Source organism: Paenibacillus sp. FSL H3-0302 (assembly GCF_037982245.1).
GTDB lineage: Bacteria > Bacillota > Bacilli > Paenibacillales > Paenibacillaceae > Paenibacillus_AQ > Paenibacillus_AQ odorifer.
This window is the reverse complement of the sequence record NZ_CP150284.1, coordinates 5599462-5619556: the sequence shown is the minus strand read 5'-3', so window position 1 is coordinate 5619556 and position 20095 is coordinate 5599462. Positions and strand designations below refer to the sequence as shown.

Sequence of the window (20095 nt, the reverse complement as noted above, 5' to 3'; positions counted from 1 at the left end):
CAAATTGAAATCCGAAGTTGCAATACCGGCTAAAAAAATGAACGACAGCAGATTCCAACTGTTCCTAAGGGAAGTCTGGAAGAACAGAATGGTCTATACTCTGGTGCTTCCTGGACTAGTGTGGCTTTTCCTATTCGCTTATCTGCCGATGGGTGGTCTATCTCTGGCTTTTAAAGATTTTAAAGCGAATTTAGGAATTTGGGGCAGCCCATGGAGCGGATTCGAGAATTTCACCTATGTATTCCGTGACCCGGCTTTTATTGACGCCGTATGGAGAACGTTAACCATTAACATCGGTAAGCTGATTATTCAGTTCCCTTTTCCAATCATATTGGCATTGCTGCTGAATGAACTGCGCATGAATCGTTACAAAAAAGCTTTACAGACGGTGTTCACATTTCCGAACTTCCTGTCATGGATCGTAGTATCCGGGGTTGTTATCAATGTGCTTTCCTATGATGGTCTGGTTAACAGCCTCATTCAAATGTTTGGCGGGACAGGCATTAACTTCCTGGGTTCTGAAAAAATGTTCGTTCCGATGTTGTATCTTACGGATATCTGGAAATCAGCAGGTTGGGGAGCCATTATCTTTATGGCCGCTATCTCTGGTATTGATACAGACCAATATGAATCCGCACAGATTGATGGTGCTACACGCTTGCAGCAAATGTTCCGCATTACTCTGCCTAACATTCTTCCGACGATTACGATTATGTTTATCCTTTCCGTCGGTGGCCTGATGTCATCTGGATTTGACCAAATCTTTAACTTGAGCAACGCTGCAACGAAAAACGTCTCGGAAGTACTAGATGTGTATATCTACCGAATCACGTTCCAGTCTTCAACAGACTTTTCATTCTCCACTGCAGTCAGTTTGTTCCGTTCACTTGTTAATATGATTCTGCTGATTCTGGCAGACAGAGCTGCCAAACTTATGGGCGGAGACGGTTTATTCCGGTAAGAAAGGAGTGCAAATGTATGAGTAAAAAAAAGCTGACCATTATGCAAGACCATAAAAAAATGACCGCTATGGATTATGTGATTTTCGTAATTCTGAGTGTAGGCGCTTTGGCCATTCTTATTCCATTCTGGAATGTCATTATGATTTCTTTTTCTACGCAAAAAGAATACGCTGATAACCCTATGATGTTATTTCCGAAGAACCCAACACTGGAATCCTATCGGGCACTTTTTGCTGATGGGCGAATCGGGACAGGGTATTGGAATACCTTTAAGATCTTAATCTTAGGACTCCCGCTTAGCTTGTTCTTGACGACAAGTATGGCTTACGGCCTTAGCCGCAATAAATTCCCGGGTAAAAAGCTGATTTTTATGCTTGTCCTGTTCACAATGATTTTTAATGGCGGGATTGTACCTTTGTACCTGGTGATGAAGGATCTGCATCTGACAGGCAACCTTTGGTCAGTTATTCTGGCTGGAAGCTTCAGTGCGTTTAACCTGATTCTGATGTCGAACTATTTTAGCAGTCTGCCTGAGTCCCTGATGGAATCTGCGCGACTTGATGGTGCTGGGGAATGGAGAATCCTGTTCTCTGTAGTCCTGCCATTATCTGCTCCAATCGTAGCTACCATCACATTGTTCTACGGAGTAGCCTTCTGGAATGGATGGTATGACGCCATGATCTTCCTGCGGAAAGCGGATCAGATGCCACTGCAGAACGTGTTGCGATCTATCATTATGGAAGCCCAAGTGAATGCATCGAATGCCACAAGTGTTGACGCAGTGGGTAAACAATCATTCTCCATGGGTATGAAAATGGCGGCAGTATTCGTTACCATGGTTCCTATTATGTGTTTCTTCCCAATGCTCCAAAAGCACTTTGCCAAAGGGGTACTTACAGGGGCTATCAAGACCTAGTGGTTTATGATTTATCCATATAAAAGAGGGTCAGTCACACAATTTAAGGAGGACAAAATGAATATTTTAAAAAGAAAATCTGTAAAGTCAATCCTTGCCGGTGTTTTATGTCTTACTCCAATCATGTTGGCAGCATGCTCAAGCTCAGACAACAATGCTAATAGCGGAAATTCAGGCAATCCAACAGATGGATATAAAGATGAGTTGAAGATTTCGTTAGCCAGCACCATTAAGACAACAGAATCTGATTTTGATAACGTGTATCATAAATATTTTACGGATAAGTTCAATATTAAATGGGATTACAACTATATTGAATGGGATTCATGGGCTGAGAAGCTTCGCCTATGGATTAACTCTGGTGATCTTCCTGACGTAGCAAGCTGGAACTATGTTCACGGTGATGCGCTTAATTACATTGATCAAGGGCTGCTGTACAAGCTGCCAGATGACTGGAAAGAACGCTGGCCGAATGTGGCAGCCGCTTATAAGCTGACAGGACTTGGCGATGAATTGGAGAAAGCGGTAGGTGGCACTTATGTTCTGCCAAGACCGGTATACTTTGAGAACAAGCCGGCAGATCCGCTCATTAACCAAATCGGAGTAATTGCTCTGCGTTCTGACTGGGCTAAAGCCGTTGGTTTTGAATTGAAGGATGCTTACACTACTACAGAACTGATGGAATTTGCTAGATTGCTTAAAGAGAAAGACCCTGGCAAGGTAGGAGATAAACTCATTCCTATTTCTTATGACATCAACGATGCTTTGACTAATATTGTAATGGCTAATAGCGTGCATTCCAGAGTAGAGTCAGCATTCTATAAAGATGCAGATGGCAAATACCAATGGGGTCCAGCCAACGATGAAACGTTAGCGGCACTGAAAGAACTTCAAACTACTTATAAAGAAGGATTACTGCACCCTGAGTTTTATACTTGGAAAAATGGTGAATCTGGCCAAAAGTTCACAGTTAACGGTGTTTCCGGTATTACGAGTCTAGGTGGTTTGGCTTCTTACAGAAAAGACATGGACGTTAAAATGAAAGATAACCTAGGTGTAAATAGTGATGACCTAGTACACACAGCTATTGTACTTGGCGATGACGGTAAATATCGTAACCTTGATCAAGTTAACTTCTGGTCTGCTGTAATCTTCTCGCCAGATATTAGCAAAGAGAAATTTGAACGGATTATGGACTTCATGGAATATACAACAAGTAAAGAAGGTCAATTGACCGTTAACTTGGGCTTTGAAGGAACAGACTGGAAAAAAGGCGAAAATGGCGAATTAATCAGCCTGCTCCCTGAAGGAACAACATTGGATAAGAAATATCCGAACCGTTTTGAAGGACTGTATGTCTTGGCGGATGACTTTAGTGTCGTGAACCCTGCGATCAAAAAAGAATATCGCGATCGTTCTGTAGAACTGTTCAAGGAAAAAGCTGAGCTTGCGTTAAAAGACAAAGCAACGGCTGAATATGACTGGGACTACCAGTTGTATGATTCCAAGGCTAAAAATCAGGCTTCCTTTGACTATGCTACAGAATACACTAACCTGATTTTGAAACCAGGCGATCTAGAGGCGAACTGGAAAGAATGGGTTAAGAGCAAACAATCCCTCGTTCAGCCGGTTCTAGATGAACTAAACAATCTAAAAAAATAGCTTTCGCCCTATGCATGTAGGAATGAACCTACAGGACCCGCGTGCAATTCTTGCACACGGGTTTTTCCATTCATAGGCATCGGCAGAATTGAACAATGGAGGATTTGAAATGAATGAGCAGCAACTGACTACCTTGTTGAACCAGATGACGCTTGAAGAAAAGATTGCACAATTGCAGCAGCTAGCCGCTAATTTCTATGAAGGGGCAGAGGATGGAGGACAAATCACTGGCCCTATGGCATCCATGGGAATTACGGACCACATGATCGAGAGCAGCGGCTCTGTACTTGGTCTATCAGGTGCAGCGCAAGTCATTGCGGTTCAGGAAGCCCATTTACGCAAAAATAGATTGGGCATTCCCTTGCTGATGATGGCGGATATTGTGCATGGCTTCAAGACGATTTTTCCGGTCCCGCTGGCAATTGGCTGCTCTTGGGATATGGATCGCGCAGAGCTGAGCGCCGAGATTGCGGCTAAAGAAGCGGCGGTCTCCGGTGTGCACGTTACTTATGCGCCAATGGCGGATCTTGTACGGGACCCACGTTGGGGAAGAGTAATGGAATCTACAGGAGAAGATCCATATTTGAATGGTAGGTTTGCCCGTGCGTTTGTGCGCGGATTTCAAGGAAGCGACTTGACTGGTGATGTAGATCGTCTGGCGGCTTGTATTAAGCACTTTGCTGCCTATGGTCTATCCGAAGGCGGTCGTGATTATAATACGGTGGATTTATCGGAACGGCAGCTGCGTGAATATTATCTGCCGGCCTATCGTGCAGCACTGGATGAAGGTGCAGAGATGGTCATGACTTCATTTAATACGATTGATGGGATTCCGATAAGCGGCAACGTCAAGCTGCTTCGCCAGCTGCTTCGTGAGGAATGGGGATTTGATGGCGTATTGATTTCGGATTGGGGTGCAGTGAAGGAACTGATCCCACATGGTGTCGCCGAGGATGAGGCTGAGGCAGCACTTAAAGCCATCAAAGCTGGTGTAGACATCGAGATGATGACGGCTTGTTACGTTCATCAGCTTCCGGCGCTTGTTGCAGATGGACAAGTAGATGAAAAGATTATTGATGAAGCTGTGCTTCGTATTTTGAAATTGAAGCAAAGATTGGGCTTGTTCGAGCATCCGTTCCGCGGAGCTGACGTCGAGAAAGAGCGTGAGGTAATCTTCTGTGAAGATCATCGAAATGCGGCGCGTGAGTTGGCGGCTAAATCCTGCGTACTGCTCAAGAATGATCAGGTTCTGCCGCTTGCTGCAGAGCAACGGATTGCGCTAATTGGACCGTTTGCTACTAGCGGAGATATTCTTGGACCGTGGTCGTGGTTGGGTTCAACGGAAGAGGCAAGCCGTCTTGCACCAGCACTTCAAGCTCGCGCAGGTGCGGGTAAGATTACTGTTGCAGAAGGTTCTGGAGTCGATAGCTTTACAGAGGAACAGTGGCTGGAGGCGGAAGCGGCTGCTAAGCAAGCTGATGTGATTGTACTGGCGCTTGGTGAACATTCAGAGATGAGTGGAGAAGCGGGCAGCCGTTCAGATATCCGTTTGCCGGAAGCGCAGCTTGAGCTTTTACAACGTCTGAAACAGCTGAATAAGCCTATCGTGGTGGTGTTGTTTAATGGACGTCCACTAGACTTGGCCGGTGTGTACGAGCATGCAGATGCCATTCTGGAAGCTTGGTTCCCGGGCAGTGAAGGCGGAGCGGCAATTGCCAGTCTACTTTATGGAGATGAGAATCCTTCAGGAAGATTAACGATGTCTTTCCCGGTATCCGTTGGGCAGATTCCAGTCTATTACAATCATTTCAACACTGGACGCCCACTTCATGCTCCGGGTGCCGACAAACGTTATGTCTCGCAATATCTGGACATTCCTAATGAACCGCTTTTGCCATTTGGTTTTGGACTGAGCTATACGACATTTAGCTATAGTGAACCAATTCTGTCCGGTGATATCATGACTGAAAATCAGCCTATTGAAATAAAAGTTACGGTGACCAATACTGGAGAAGTGGATGGGGAAGAGGTAGTGCAGCTGTATATCCGAGACATTTCCGGAGAGGTCGTCAGACCAATGAAGGAACTGAAGGATTTTGCCAAAATCAACCTCTCACCAGGGGAAAGTCGTGAAGTGACCTTTACACTTACCGAACAGCAGCTTCGTTACTATCATAGCGATCTAAGCTTTAGCAGCGATCCGGGACGATTTAAATTATTCGTCGGTTCGAACAGCAATGAGGTTAAAGAACGGGATTTTTGCTTAACATTAGCATAAGTAGAATATATACGGCAGTAACGCCGTAATGGAGGAAGTGTATAATATGACTACTAATTTGAATACTAACATCCGTTTAAACGCCGGGGATCTATCCTTCACTTTTACAAACAGCGGGGACTTGTTCCAAGTCCTCTACGAACGGACAATGATCAATCAATTGCTGCCAAGCATTGTGGATGGTTCATTATCCAATCTATATTTGCGAGTGCACAATGATGGAAACATTCAAGCCATTCCTTTGCTGGGCATTCATTCTTCAAGCACTGTACGTAAGGCTGGAAACCGTTTGGTTTGGGAAGGTACTGCGGAAAATATTGAATATCAAGTTATTTTCACCCCTACTGCAGGAGGAGCTTGGTTCTGGGATGTGAAGCTTACTGGACAAAATGCAGAGGTAGATCTTGTGTACGGACAGGATGTAGGGATTGCTGATATCGCCGCTGTCCGCAGTAATGAAGCTTACCTGTCACAGTATATCGATCATGCGGTATTTGAGGATCAATCCAACGGGTACGTTGTTTGCTCTAGACAGAATCAGCCGCAGGGCGGGAAATTCCCATATCTGCAACAGGGTTCACTTACCAAGGCAACAAGCTTCTCAACAGACGGTTTTCAATTCTTTGGACTGTCCTATAAAGAAACCAACCAACCAGAGAGCTTGGGTCGTGAGCAATTAAGTAATGAGATCTATCAATATGAATTCGCATATACTGCGCTGCAATCGGAACGGGTGAAGCTGAGCGGGGAAACACGGTTTGTGTTCTACGGATTTTTTAAGCAAGATCATCCAGAAGCGATCACTGCGCTAGAATTTGCTAATGATATTGCTGCGGCTTGGGATGCTGTTAAAGATTTACCTTTAGAAGCTGAAGCAGCACTTGAACGTTCTTTCTTCTCGAAGGAGCTGGGAGCACCGCTGGCTGCAGATTCGCTGACAGAGAAAGAGATCGGGGTCTTGTTTCCGGTTCGTTATCAGGAGGAGAGAGAAGGAGACACACTACTTTCCTTTTTCACGGAGAATTATGAGCACGTAGTATTAAAAGAGAAAGAAATGCGCGTAGAACGGCCACACGGCCATATCCTGATGAGTGGGGATAACGCTCGACTTAATGATAAGGTCATCACAACAACTTCTTATATGTACGGGATCTTTAACTCCCAAGTGGTAATTGGAAATACCAATTTCAACAAGCTAATGTCCAATCCAAGAAATGCGCTTAACATTCCAAAAGCTTCAGGACAACGCATTTATGTAGAGTGGAACGGTGAATATCGTTTGCTGACCATGCCTTCTCTATTTGAGGTTGGTTTCAACTATGCTCGTTGGTATTACAGAACAGATGGTGAATGCTTCATTATTACGAACTACACCACCGAAGATTCGCCGGAGATATTCCTGAATGTGCGTTCGGAAAGCGGACGAGCTTATCGTTATTTAGTCACTAATCAAATCACCATGAACGTTAATGAATACGAGCTTCCATATCAATCTAAGCAAGAAGGTGGAGCAGTAATCTTCTCCGCTGACAGAAGCGCACTAAGTGCTGGTGAATATCCCGACTTACAGTATAAATTACAGGTACAGGGTGCGGAGTTAACTCTGCAGGATGAAGGTAGACTTGTCTCTCCGGTTCAACCAACTGAAGCACCGTTAGCAGTACTGGAGCTGTCTGCCAGCAGTGAATGGACCTTGAATATTCAAGGCCTTCTGGATGGTAAGTCACTTGCTCCAAGAAATCGTTCAGCTGAGGAAGAGATTTCTGCTTATCGCGCGTTTTATGCTGGTGTGATGAATGGCTTCCGCCTGACGCTTGGGGACGGAACAGAAGGTGAACTGTTTAAGGTTAACGCTCTGACTTGGTGGTACACACATAACATGCTGGTTCACTATTCGGTTCCACATGGTTTAGAGCAATATGGTGGCGCTGCTTGGGGAACCCGGGATGTATGTCAGGGACCTGTGGAATATTTCATGGCTACGCAAAAATACGAACAGGTTCGTGAAATTTTGCTGACGCTGTATAGTCATCAATATGAAGATGATGGCAACTGGCCACAGTGGTTCATGTTTGATAAATACACGAAGATACAACAAGAAGAAAGTCATGGAGATATTATTGTATGGCCGCTTAAGGTGCTTGGAGACTACTTGGCAGTAACTCAGGATTACAGCATCTTGGGAGCAACAGTACCGTATACCCGTAAGCACAGCTTTGACTTTACAGAAGAAAAGGCGACGTTGCTGGATCACGCACGGAAGGAAATTGCTTATATTAAGGATCATTTCCTGCATGACACACATCTGTCTTCTTACGGTGATGGAGACTGGGATGATACGCTCCAGCCTGCAAATCCACAGCTGAAGCAGTATATGGTCAGCAGTTGGACAGTGGCACTTACCTATCAGACACTTAATCAGTTCTCAGAGGTGCTTCGTTCAGTTGATCAAGCTGAGGCAGAGGAACTGAAGGCGATGGTGGAAGGGATCCGTAAGGATTTCCATACTCATATGCTTCAATCCGAAGTGATTCCTGGCTTCCTGTATATGGAAGACCCTGAGCAAATTAAACTTATGGTGCACCCAAGTGACACAGAAACAGGTATTCAGTACCGTCTGCTGCCTATGACGCGCAGTATGATCAGTGAGCTGCTTACTCCGGAACAGGCCGAAGCACACTATGATGTCATTCAGGATAAACTATTCTGCCCTGATGGTGTGCGTCTGATGAATCGTCCAGCTCAATATGTTGGCGGGGTCAGCACTCATTTCAAACGTGCGGAGCAAGCGGCTAACTTTGGCCGGGAAATTGGACTTCAGTATGTGCATGCACATATCCGTTATGTAGAGGCTATGGCCAAGCTCGGTAAAACCGATCAGGTCTGGAAGGGTCTGGCAGCGATTAATCCGATCGGAATCCGCGATGTGGTGCCAAACGCTGAACTACGTCAAGCTAACTCCTATTTCAGTAGCTCGGATGGTAAATTTAACACCCGTTATGAGGCACAGGAGAATTTCGATAAACTGCGCAATGGTGACGTAGCTGTTAAAGGTGGCTGGAGAATCTATTCCAGCGGTCCTGGGATCTATATGAACCAGTTAATCTCGAATGCACTGGGGATCCGTACGGAAGGTGGAGACTTAATTGTTGACCCTATTCTGCCGGAATCGCTGGATGGAATGCACTTTAGCTTTGAATATGCAGGCACTAAGGTAGACTTTATCTATCACCTTACAGGTCGTGAGATTAGTCAAATTACTATCAATGGTACGGAAGTGCAAACAGAAGGTACACCTAACCGCTATCGTAGTGGTGGTGTTCGCATCAAACGTGCGGACTTTGATCGTCTCAGCACGGAAGCTGGAAATGTGATAGAGATTTATAAGTAACATTATATATAGAAGGGCAATCTCCGCGTTAAACGCGGAAATTGCCCTTTTTTTGTGTTTTTTACATTCGGCTCGGTGTCGGTAACCCAAGCACTTCGAGCACATCTCCCAAGATGTCCTTGAATCTTGAAGTGAGCCAGAGGCGGAATTTGATCGTAGCTGGATCTCCTTTTAGAATCGGACATCCAGAATAGAAGTTGTTGAACAGTGTAGCTAAGGTATGTGCGTAAGTGCAGAGCGTATTTGGCGTTAACTCTATACTTGCTGAATGTAATATCTCCGGCCAGAGGCTTAGCTGTCTTAGCAGGGCAAGCTCTGCTTTTTCCAATTCGGAAGGGAACTGAAGCTGTGCGGCAGCTGTAAGGATTGGGATCGTAGCTTTACTCAAAACGCTTGTCGCACGCGCAAAAGTATACATCAGATAAACTCCGGTATTGCCGGATATTTCGGTAGCCTGTTTGAAATCAAACACGATTTCCGTTCCTAAATTAAACCGCAGCAGATAGTAGCGAATCGCAGCAGTGGCAATCAATCGGCTGGAGAGGCCGTCTTTATCGGAACGTGAGTGCTCAATGTTCTGTTCCATAAGCTCCACCAAATCGCTTACCTTAATCCCGATTCCCTGACGTCCGGACATAGCATAAGAAGATTTGCCTTCTGAAATATCTATACCCAGCTCGGCCGCCGAAGCGGGACTAAGAGATACAACACCATAGCTCACATGATGGAGTTTGTCTGCTTGCTCGTTATAACCTAGTGCCCCTAAGGCTTGCTTAACCATCTGTTGTGGATATTCCTGTCTGTAATCGATCACATTGATGACTCTGTCCGCCTGCCCATAAGATTCTTGGGTTCCAGTTAATCCAGTTGTCCATAAACCGGACGAGAATTCGCTAAAGGAGAAATCTTTGGTCAAAAGACCAAATTTCCAGAGATGATAGGCAATATCTTTGGCTGTATACGTTAAAATCCCATTCGAACGCACCAGCACCTTATCGAGCTGATGCTCCTCTGAATCCGCTCCAATGTTAGCCTCTGTTCTTTGCTTCAGCACCCAGCAGCCTGCGAGTTTACCTTCAGTCTCTTGTACAAAAACGGCTGTCTGCTTCAGTAGCTCAGCTGCGGCTGCCCAAAATCCCTCTTTTAAAATACTGCTCTCCCATACCAGCAAATCATAATAAATTCCAAAATGTTTCATTTCCTCTACATGCTCTCTAACGATGCGTTCAGCTACAAGGTTGCCCAGCCAGGCTTCGTTACCGCCCCCTTGTTCAAGGGAGTGCAGTATATCTGTGCGCTTATGTGTCATCTCAGGGTTCAGCGCATATTCTTTGTTCACTTTGGCATAAAGATCCCAGCAAAAATCACCGAAACGTTGGTGTTCCCCTTCTAAAGATATATTTAATAATCCAACAACTGTATCCGCCAGCTGATTGCCGAGATCATCAATGTAGTTATGGACCTCTACGTTATACCCAGTTCTTTTCATAATTCTGACTAGAGTATCGCCGATACAGGCGTTTCTTAGATGACCTACGTGAGCGGCTTTGTTGGGGTTGATAGAAGTGTGCTCGATGATGACTTTTTCCCCAGTGCTGGCAGGCAGTTCAAAGGAATGTTCAGCCCAGCTTTGCCAATTCATATACAAATTGATAAATCCGGGAGCAGCGACTTCAACTTTTTGTAAAAGACCGGCGAGGCGCCCTTGGAATTGAAGCTCTGCTTTCACTAATTCTGCTATGACCATTGGGGATTTACGTAGAGTTTTGGCTAGCTGCATAGCGATATTGCATGAATAATCACCATGCTCTAGATTAGCTGGCTGTTCGATCAGAATGGCAATGTCCTCTGGATAGTCAGCTCCTAAGGTATTGAATACACGTTGTACACTGTGCTCGATTCCGTCTTTGATGATTTGATTTAACATGGTATACCCTCCTTTGAAAATACAAAAAAGCCCTCGTCTCAAAAGAGACGAGGGCTTTAGCGCTCGCGGTACCACTCTCGTTGCTGAACAAGTTGTTCAGCCACCTTACGGGATAACGGCCTTCAGCCGGGACTTCCTACTAAGGTTCAGAAGTCCATCTCACGGGTGCGCTTCATTAAAGGGATCTGTACCGGCTTACACTCTCCCGGCTCGCTGAGGACTAGATCTCGTTAACTACTCTCCCGCTCATCGATGCTTAATTAATTTTTACCAGTATACCTAATATTTCATAAAAAGCAATAGTGGTTAGCTTCTTAACAATCTTGGTTGCTCTTTGTTGTTAGCTTATCAGTTTAGTAGATTATAAATTTGGAAAAAGAAGGCTGTCTTGTTATAGGACCAGCTGTTCCTTTGCACAACAGTCCACACGCTAACTCAAGCCAAGGAATATTACTATACGGAGCCACTAATCTTTCAAATTGTAGTGGAAGGGAGGAGTGAATAAAACATGGCTATTTTTTCTACTGGACCTATAGATAACAGCCCGATCCTAGGGGTCAGACCGTCGCAACTGGTAACCGTAAAAGTAGTTAATCGGGATTCTCTTAATCCTTATAATCTAGTTATTCAAGGTTTCCTTCTTAACGGATCAAGAACGATGTATGTGAATGAAACAGTAAATCTAGCACCTAATCAAGTTTTAACTAAGAACTATTTTGCCGACTTGGACGCATTTGAATTTGTGTTTACAACAGTAGAAGCGGTTGAAGCAGAGGTTGGGATTTCAGTCTGGGGTAAACAGAACTCAGGGGCATTGGTAGATCCTCATCGCATAGTTGCGTGGGAGAAGCAGGCAGTATTAATTTAATAATTATTACAGTTAACGTTAAAGGAGTGATGAGAAATTGAGTTATTTATCTACCGGACCGATAGACAATAGTATGGTAGGGGGTGTAAGACCTACTCAGCATGTTACTGTCAAAATTGATAACCGAAGTGACATTGATTCATCAATGGCTCTTGTTCAAGGATACTATATGGATGGGACAAGAACTTTATATGTCAGCGAGCTGATAAATGTAGCACCTAATGAAGTTATAACACGTGATTATTATGCCGATTTTGATGCGTTTGAATTTATTTTTACAACTACAAGTCTGGTAGATGATCCGATTCAAATCTCAGTATGGGGAAAAAATAGCGTTGGCCAGATTGTGACTGCCCATCGACTTGTACATGCAGAATTGCTTGGTGTAACGCAAGGGATAACTGGCGCGACCGGGGCGACTGGTGCAACGGGAGCGGATGGAGCAACAGGAGCAACGGGAGCAGACGGAGCAACGGGAGCGACCGGCGCAGGAGAGACTGGGGCGACAGGTGCAGATGGAGTAACTGGTGCAACCGGGGCGACGGGAGCGGATGGAGCAACTGGAGCGACTGGAGCAGGAGAGACTGGGGCAACAGGTGCCGATGGAGCTACAGGTGCAACTGGTGCAACCGGAGCGGATGGAGTAACGGGTGCTACCGGAGCAGGAGAGACTGGGGCGACAGGTGCAACAGGGGCAGATGGTGCGACTGGTGCAACGGGAGCTGACGGAGCAACGGGTGCAACAGGAGCGACCGGAGCAGGAGAGACTGGGGCAACAGGAGCCGATGGAGCAACTGGCGCGACTGGTGCAACGGGAGCGGATGGAGCAACAGGAGCAACGGGAGCGACCGGAGCAGGAGAGACTGGGGCAACAGGAGCAGATGGAGCTACAGGAGCAACGGGAGCAGACGGAGCAACGGGAGCGACTGGAGCAGGAGAGACTGGAGCTACAGGAGCAGACGGAGTAACTGGGGCGACTGGTGCAACGGGAGCAGACGGAGCAACTGGAGCGACCGGAGCAGGAGAGACAGGTGCAACAGGTGCAGATGGAGTGACTGGTGCAACGGGAGCGGATGGAGCAACGGGTGCAACGGGAGCAGACGGAGCAACCGGGGCGACCGGAGCAGACGGAGCAACTGGAGCGACTGGAGTCGATGGAGCAACTGGGGCGACTGGTGCAACGGGAGCTGACGGAGCAACGGGTGCTACCGGAGCGACCGGAGCAGGAGAGACTGGGGCGACAGGAGCCGATGGAGCTACAGGTGCAACGGGAGCAACTGGAGCGGATGGAGCAACGGGTGCTACCGGAGCGACCGGAGCAGGAGAGACTGGAGCTACGGGTGCAACGGGAGCAACGGGAGCAGACGGAGCAACTGGAGCGACCGGAGCAGGAGAGACTGGAGCTACAGGAGCAGACGGAGTAACTGGTGCGACAGGAGCCGATGGAGTGACTGGTGCAACTGGAGCAACGGGAGCCGATGGAGCAACGGGTGCCACAGGAGCGACAGGAGCCGATGGAGTGACTGGTGCGACTGGTGCGACAGGAGCAGACGGAGTAACTGGTGCGACAGGAGCCGATGGAGTGACTGGTGCAACTGGAGCAACTGGAGCGACTGGAGCGACCGGAGCAACCGGAGCGACAGGAGTAGCTGGAGCAACCGGAGCAACCGGAGCAACGGGAGTAGCTGGAGCAACCGGAGCAACGGGTGAAGCTGGAGCGACTGGAGCAACGGGAGTAGCTGGGGCAACCGGAGCAACGGGTGAAGCTGGAGCGACTGGAGCAACGGGAGTAGCTGGGGCAACCGGAGCAACAGGAGTAGCTGGGGCAACCGGAGCAACAGGAGTAGCTGGTGTAACCGGAGCAACGGGTGAAACAGGAGTAACCGGAGCGACTGGAGTAGCTGGTGTAACCGGAGCAACGGGTGAAGCTGGAGTGACCGGAGCGACTGGAGTAGCAGGAGCAACGGGAGCAACAGGAGTAGCTGGAGTAACAGGAGCGACTGGAATAGCTGGTGTAACCGGAGCTACCGGAGCTACCGGAGTAACTGGAGCTACAGGTCCGAATATTCAACAAGAAGGGTTTTCTGCTTTCAAACCCTCATTGGCAATTTCCACATCTACACAATTAACTGGCTGGACTGTGACAACACCTTTTTATGATAGCCCGTCTTTCGACGAAGTTGGGGGAAATTATACCATTCCGACAACTGGTAGATATTCGATTGAAGCGACTATCAATTATTCCACAACTGCCTCACTTTCTATCAGTCTTGGTGCTGGAGTTAATCCGGCTTTCGTAGTTCAGAGAACTTCTCCTACTGCAACAAATCTGGTAAGTGGGTTGTTCCCAGTACTTGATGTGAATGTAGCGCTTATATTAGATTTGAGAGCAATTTTGGGAAGTGGTACTGTGACGCTAGCTGGAGAATTTGCATTAACCGCAGGTGATGTGATTGGCTTGTTCTATGTGGCAAATGGTTTGACGGTTCCTTTGAATTTGGGTGGAGCGAACTCAGCAGGTATCGTCTGGTCTGTTCATGAATTAACTTAAGCTTATTTATCTTCAAGTTCAGTGTTTATAACAGGGGTAATTCGGTAGCCGTTAGTGCGGCTCTCGGGTTACCCTCTGTTTTGTTGGCATATGTTATAAGTCGACTGGAACGTTGCTTATTAGATTCTTATTCTATTAAACCATTACAGATTTTTAGCTTATTTTAATAAATCAAATATGTGTAATAGTAGTTTTTAAATGGATGTCCACACCTTAATTCAAAATAAGAATAATACTATAAAGAGCCAAAAAATAGGAACTAATTTTCTAGGCTCATAGATTATCAACTTAGAGTAGGTAGGAGGAATGATTATAGATAAAACCACGTTTTTTACAAAGCTATTGAGGAGAATCTTGTTCGGTTGATTTGATTTTCGCAATTCAAATAATAAGCGTATTTTAAAATTCATAAAAAATGAGGTGTTGAAAATTGAGTCAACTATCTACTGGTCCTATAGAAAATAATCTGGTAGGCGGTGTAAGACCTACTCAGCTTGTTACTCTTAAAATTGTCAATCAGAGTGATGATACTCCGTCAACGGTTCAAGTCGAAGGCTATTATATGAATGGGACAAGAACTTTATATGTAAGTGAACAGGTTAATTTAGCTCCTAATCAAGTGGTTAATAGGGATTATTATGCAAACTTTGATTCATTTGAATTTCTATTCACAACACCTATTACGATTGATGATCCCATTCAAATTTCAGTTTGGGGGAAGAGTAGCACAGGTCAATTAGTGACTGCTCATCGCCTTGTCTACTCTGAATTATATGGAGAAAATATAGGAATTACAGGTGCTACTGGAGCTACTGGAGCTACAGGAAGCGTTGGTGCAACGGGAGCGACAGGTGCTGGCGTAACCGGAGCCACAGGTGCTGGAGCCACGGGAGCGACAGGAAGTGCAGGGGCAACGGGGGCGACAGGAAGTACTGGCGAAACCGGAGCCACAGGTGCTGGAGCTACTGGAGCGACAGGAAGCGTCGGAGCAACGGGAGCAACAGGAAGCACTGGAGCAACGGGAGCGACAGGTGCTGGCGTAACCGGAGCAACAGGAACTGCTGGAGCAACGGGAGCAACAGGAAGCACTGGAGCAACGGGAGCGACAGGTGCTGGCGTAACCGGAGCAACAGGAACTGCTGGAGCAACGGGAGCAACAGGAAGTGCTGGAGCAACGGGAGCGACAGGAACTGCTGGCGTAACGGGAGCGACAGGAAGTGCTGGAGCAACGGGAGCGACAGGTAGTGCTGGTGTAACTGGAGCGACAGGAACTGCTGGAGCAACGGGAGCGACAGGAAGTACTGGAGCAACGGGAGCAACAGGTGCTGGCGTAACGGGAGCGACAGGAAGTGCTGGAGCAACGGGAGCGACAGGAAGTGCTGGTGTAACGGGAGTGACAGGAAGTGCTGGAGTAACGGGAGCAACGGGAACTGCTGGAGCAACGGGAGCGACAGGAAGTGCTGGAGTAACGGGAGCGACAGGAAGTGCTGGAGCAACGGGAGCGACGGGTAGCGCTGGTGTAACTGGAGCGACAGGTGCTGGCGTAACTGGAGCAACAGGAACTGCTGGTGTAACTGGAGCAACAGGTGCTACTGGTTCAGGTGCAATTATTCCATATTCTTCTGGTCTTCCAGTAGCAATGACCACTGTATTAGGGGGGCTTTTGAATACTTCAAGTGCAGTTGGTTTTGGTAGCAGTGCAACCAATATCAGTATTACAGGCGGTACTATAGATCTCACCGGAGCGGCTGGAACCTTGCTGAACTTTGCGTTCTCGGTTCCTAGAACTGGAACGATTACGTCTATGGCAGCCTATTTCAGTGCGACAGCTTCCGTTAGTTTGGTGGGGTCTACGGTAACAATCACGGCTCAATTATACAGATCTACTACACCTAACAATACCTTCACAGCAGTACCTGGGGCTTTAGTTACGTTAAGTCCTCCGCTTACAGGATTAATTGCTCTTGGAACTATTAGCAGTGGTAATACCACAGGTTTGAGCATCCCTGTAACTGTGGGAGAACGCTTGTTGTTGGTCTTCACTTCGACGGTCACGGCTGGCATTGACGTTGCAACAACTGTTGCTGGCTATGCTAGTGCAGGAGTTACAATCGCATAATCTGAAGAAAAAGGGATATCCCGATAGCCCTATGGGCTGCAGGATATCCTGATTTTTTCTCCAACGTTGTTATTTAGATCATTAGAATCTCCCGGATGTCTTGCTCTGTGAGGGTAGACAAGCTTTCTTGACCTGGCTGGATGACCTCATCGATCAAGTTCTTTTTCTTCTGCTGCAGCTCATACATCTTGTCCTCTACGGTGCCTTGGGTGACGAGACGAATTACTTGCACTACATTTTTCTGCCCGATACGGTGAGCCCGATCCGCAGCTTGCTGCTCGACGGCAGGGTTCCACCAAAGATCGTAAAGGATTACAGTGTCTGCCCCAGTTAAGTTGAGCCCGGTCCCGCCGGCCTTTAAGGAGATTAAGAAAATATCACGCTCTCCTTCATTAAATTTATTACATAAATCTACTCGTTGAGAAACAGGCGTTTGACCATCTAAATAAAAGTATGGAATGCCCTGATATCCAAGTTCACGCCCAATCAGGCCGAGCATCTCTGTGAATTGTGAGAATACTAACATACGTTTACCCGAACTACGACATTCTTCTATAATTTCGAGCAGCTGCTCGAATTTAGCAGAGCTTCCTTCATATCCATCGACAAAAAGAGCAGGGTGGCAACACAACTGGCGCAGACGAGTTAGTCCCGCCAGAACTTTGATCCGATTATTATTGCCGAAGCTATCTTGGGTCAAATGCTTAAGCGCCTCTTTTTTCAAACGGGCGAGATAAGCTACATATAACTTTTTTTGCTCCGGCAGCAGTTCACATGCTTGTACGGATTCGATTTTGTCCGGAAGTTCCTTTAACACATCACTCTTTAAGCGCCGCAGCAAAAAGGGACGCGCCCGCTTCGCAACCGTTTCTCTTGGTAAATCATGAAAAGCTTTTTTGCCTGGAAACAACCCAGGGAACACGGTGCCGAAAATGGACCATAAATCTTCCAACGCATTCTCCACGGGAGTACCCGTAAGTGCAAAACGGTGCCGGGCTTGAAGCGCCATTACAGCTTGGGCTGTCTGTGTAGTATGGTTTTTTATAGTTTGTGCTTCATCGAGAATCAGGGTATGAAAAGACTTTTTAGCATACAGCTGAACATCTCTGCGAAGCAACGGATAAGAAGTGATGATTACATCAGCTTTTGCTGTATTTTTTAAAATCCGCCCGCGCTCAATTAGACTACCGTCTGCAATGACAGCTTTGATCTCTGGTGTGAATTTTTTAAGCTCATTAAGCCAGTTATAAGTGAGAGACGCAGGAGCGACAATTAGGGCAGGCAGTCCATTCTGACGGATCTCTGGAAGTTCTGACAGGAGAAAAGCGATACTTTGCAGCGTTTTGCCTAACCCCATATCATCCGCCAAAATACCACCAAAACGGTAATGGGCCAACGTCTTCAGCCACTGAAACCCATATTGTTGATAATCCCTTAGCACAGGAACCAGACTGTCAGGTATAGGAAAATCAAGATTCTCAGGATTCCGCATGTTCGCAAGTAACCTTTTAAAGGATCTGCCCAGCTTAATGGAGTCACTCTTAGCATCCGTGGAGGTCAAATGTAACCCGCGAACAACGGGCAGAGAAAATTCCACCCCTTTGATCTCACCTTCCCGGATGCCTATATCATTCATAAAGGTAATGATTTCTTGAAGCTCCTCGCTCTCCAGTGGTAGCAGGGCCCCATCAGGCAAGCGGTAGTATCTGCGTTTTTCCTGCAGGGATTTCAGAACCATAACAATCTCAGCTTCTGGAATCCCGCCCATATCGAATTTAAAATCAAGCCAGTCCGTCTTTTCATTCCAACTAATGCTCACCTTTGGGGGTGTAGTGCTCGTGAACAGTCTTGCTTTGACTGCGGAGGTCGCATAGACCGAAAGCAGCGGTTCCAGCAGCGGAATGGTATGGTACAAAAAATCATATTCGCCCTCTTCGTCTGTCATAATATATCCGCCTTCAGTTTTAGCGAAGGATTCGTGCTCCATCAGCTCCAGAATGCGGGCTTCTCCCTCCCCGTCTCGCAAAAGAATCAAATTCGTCCCGCGAACATGGGCTTTTTCATCTAAGGGATTGATCACAATGTCACCATATTGGAACTCTAGTCCGGCGAGCAGCCGATCTCTCACACGATCCAGATAAAGTCTCGCGATAAGCCTATGCTGAACAATCCGATCCGCAATGGAGTCGGCGATATGGACGTTGCCCAGCTTTTTCAGACCAGGAATAACCTTATCCATAAAAGACTCCATTTGCTCGGGGGCAATATCGATACCATTTCGGCGGGAGGAATCCAGCATTTTTTTCATTTCAGCAAGGCGTATGCATTCTTGAGGGGATAGCTTCAGCAACTTACCTTCCGACAGTACTATCCCGTAATCTTCTAAGACCGAAATCTGCTCAAGTCCTTGAATATCCAGATGATATCCATCCTCTTCTGCCTGTTCAAATTCAAAGCTGAGTGGAGGCGCCTCATTAGACACAAGGATGCCTTCGTACAGCACCTCTTCTTGTTGCAAAAATACCGACGAGACCTCTGAAAGCGCAGGTTGAAGCGACTCCCAGAAAAAAGGAGGGACGGCCAGCAAACGATCTCCCCCAATACTTCCCCCATAAGGTGAGTAAGGAGTTACGTTATCGCGGTACATTTTTTCATTTAATACAATATCAATCAGCTTCTGTAGAACAACATTGTCTTCCTTCCGAAAGCTGTAAATGGCAGGATCATAGATAAAATGTTTCGAGAACTCAAAGGAGTCTCCGCGGTGTACGCTTTCTAGAAATCCCCTTATTTTCTGAACAATATATAGACGTTTTGGACCGACTTTCATTTCTATACCCAGCATGGTGTGGCTGTAACTATAAGTGAACGGCTTGCATGTAAACTCTATATTTAGAGGAAGTCTGTTATCTACAAAAGCCCCCGTACCGCTAGGACGCGGTGTATGGTTGCTGAACATCCCCAGTAGGCTGCTCACGAGCTGTTGATCTCTGGACTTTCCCCCGTTGTCTTGCGCAGTATCTGTAAAAATACGTGGGGTTAGAATCTCAGTATCTTCTATAGAGGACTGGTGCGAAGCTCCGGTAGGCTCTGAACGATCTCGGCCAGTTTTAAGGGCGTCAACGTTGATCAGCACAGCCGCGATATGTTTACAGAATGGCCCCCCATGGGAGTAGGCTGGACAATTACACTCTGCCTGGACATCCCCATCAATATCAATGACCACCATAACTTCATAGTCGATCGCCCCCTGAACAATGGCTTCATATCGAGAGCGGGGCAAATCTGGAATGGAGTCATTGTATTCTTCAACTTCAATTATATCGACACTTTCAGTTTGGTAATAAGCTAATCCTTTTTCAAAAATAGACTTGCCGCACAGCAGTTTGATTACCCGTTCTGATACACTAAAGCCCATAAC

At 46.6% G+C, this 20095-nt stretch carries 10 protein-coding genes and 1 other annotated feature; of the genes, 8 read left to right on the top strand and 2 right to left on the bottom strand.

The window, feature by feature from the left end; all coding sequences use genetic code 11:
- The first annotated feature begins 37 nt into the window (after positions 1 to 37).
- From MHH50_RS25050 to MHH50_RS25030, 5 genes are all read left to right on the top strand, one after another.
- Entirely contained in the window at positions 38 to 961 is a 924-nt protein-coding gene (locus MHH50_RS25050) for an ABC transporter permease subunit (protein WP_036687012.1), read from the top strand.
- A 17-nt stretch (positions 962 to 978) separates the two neighbouring features.
- Positions 979 to 1878 carry a carbohydrate ABC transporter permease gene (locus MHH50_RS25045; protein ID WP_036686985.1) on the top strand — a complete coding sequence of 300 codons (900 nt, stop codon included), beginning with the start codon at positions 979 to 981 and terminating at the stop codon, positions 1876 to 1878.
- 57 nt (positions 1879 to 1935) lie between these two features.
- Positions 1936 to 3540, top strand: coding sequence for an extracellular solute-binding protein (locus MHH50_RS25040; protein WP_076129208.1), 1605 nt, complete (start codon positions 1936 to 1938; stop codon positions 3538 to 3540).
- A gap of 109 nt (positions 3541 to 3649) precedes the next feature.
- Positions 3650 to 5818 carry a beta-glucosidase BglX gene (gene bglX / locus MHH50_RS25035; protein ID WP_076281897.1) on the top strand — a complete coding sequence of 723 codons (2169 nt, stop codon included), beginning with the start codon at positions 3650 to 3652 and terminating at the stop codon, positions 5816 to 5818.
- Positions 5819 to 5864: 46 nt separating this feature from the next.
- Positions 5865 to 9209 carry a cellobiose phosphorylase gene (locus tag MHH50_RS25030; RefSeq protein WP_340033579.1) on the top strand — a complete coding sequence of 1115 codons (3345 nt, stop codon included), beginning with the start codon at positions 5865 to 5867 and terminating at the stop codon, positions 9207 to 9209.
- Positions 9210 to 9270: 61 nt separating this feature from the next.
- On the opposite strand, the gene argS is transcribed toward MHH50_RS25030, so the two are convergent.
- Positions 9271 to 11136 carry an arginine--tRNA ligase gene (gene argS, locus MHH50_RS25025; protein WP_340011151.1) on the bottom strand — a complete coding sequence of 622 codons (1866 nt, stop codon included), beginning with the start codon at positions 11134 to 11136 and terminating at the stop codon, positions 9271 to 9273.
- A 40-nt stretch (positions 11137 to 11176) separates the two neighbouring features.
- Positions 11177 to 11395 (bottom strand) — a binding site (T-box leader).
- Positions 11396 to 11644: 249 nt separating this feature from the next.
- Here argS and MHH50_RS25020 point away from each other — a divergent pair.
- From MHH50_RS25020 to MHH50_RS25010, 3 genes are all read left to right on the top strand, one after another.
- Positions 11645 to 12004 (top strand): hypothetical protein, encoded by a 360-nt coding sequence (locus MHH50_RS25020; protein WP_036687001.1) that lies wholly within the window; start codon positions 11645 to 11647, stop codon positions 12002 to 12004.
- A 37-nt stretch (positions 12005 to 12041) separates the two neighbouring features.
- Positions 12042 to 14555: a collagen-like protein gene (locus MHH50_RS25015; protein WP_340033578.1), complete on the top strand. Its 2514-nt coding sequence runs from the start codon at positions 12042 to 12044 to the stop codon at positions 14553 to 14555.
- Between the two features lie 430 nt (positions 14556 to 14985).
- A complete protein-coding gene (locus MHH50_RS25010) occupies positions 14986 to 16674 on the top strand; it encodes an exosporium glycoprotein BclB-related protein (protein WP_340033576.1) in 1689 nt (562 codons plus the stop codon).
- Positions 16675 to 16747: 73 nt separating this feature from the next.
- Here the strand turns inward: MHH50_RS25010 and MHH50_RS25005 are convergent, their stop codons facing one another.
- Positions 16748 to 20092 carry an SNF2 helicase associated domain-containing protein gene (locus MHH50_RS25005; protein ID WP_340033575.1) on the bottom strand — a complete coding sequence of 1115 codons (3345 nt, stop codon included), beginning with the start codon at positions 20090 to 20092 and terminating at the stop codon, positions 16748 to 16750.
- Positions 20093 to 20095: the final 3 nt, after the last annotated feature.

Excerpts from the sequence above, each read along its gene's own strand:
- MHH50_RS25050 (WP_036687012.1), top strand. The coding sequence starts at position 38 with ATGAACGACAGCAGATTCCAACTGTTCCTAAGGGAAGTCTGGAAGAAC.
- MHH50_RS25045 (WP_036686985.1), top strand. The coding sequence starts at position 979 with ATGAGTAAAAAAAAGCTGACCATTATGCAAGACCATAAAAAAATGACC.
- MHH50_RS25040 (WP_076129208.1), top strand. The coding sequence starts at position 1,936 with ATGAATATTTTAAAAAGAAAATCTGTAAAGTCAATCCTTGCCGGTGTT.
- bglX (WP_076281897.1), top strand. The coding sequence starts at position 3,650 with ATGAATGAGCAGCAACTGACTACCTTGTTGAACCAGATGACGCTTGAA.
- MHH50_RS25030 (WP_340033579.1), top strand. The coding sequence starts at position 5,865 with ATGACTACTAATTTGAATACTAACATCCGTTTAAACGCCGGGGATCTA.
- argS (WP_340011151.1), bottom strand. The coding sequence starts at position 11,136 with ATGTTAAATCAAATCATCAAAGACGGAATCGAGCACAGTGTACAACGT.
- MHH50_RS25020 (WP_036687001.1), top strand. The coding sequence starts at position 11,645 with ATGGCTATTTTTTCTACTGGACCTATAGATAACAGCCCGATCCTAGGG.
- MHH50_RS25005 (WP_340033575.1), bottom strand. The coding sequence starts at position 20,092 with ATGGGCTTTAGTGTATCAGAACGGGTAATCAAACTGCTGTGCGGCAAG.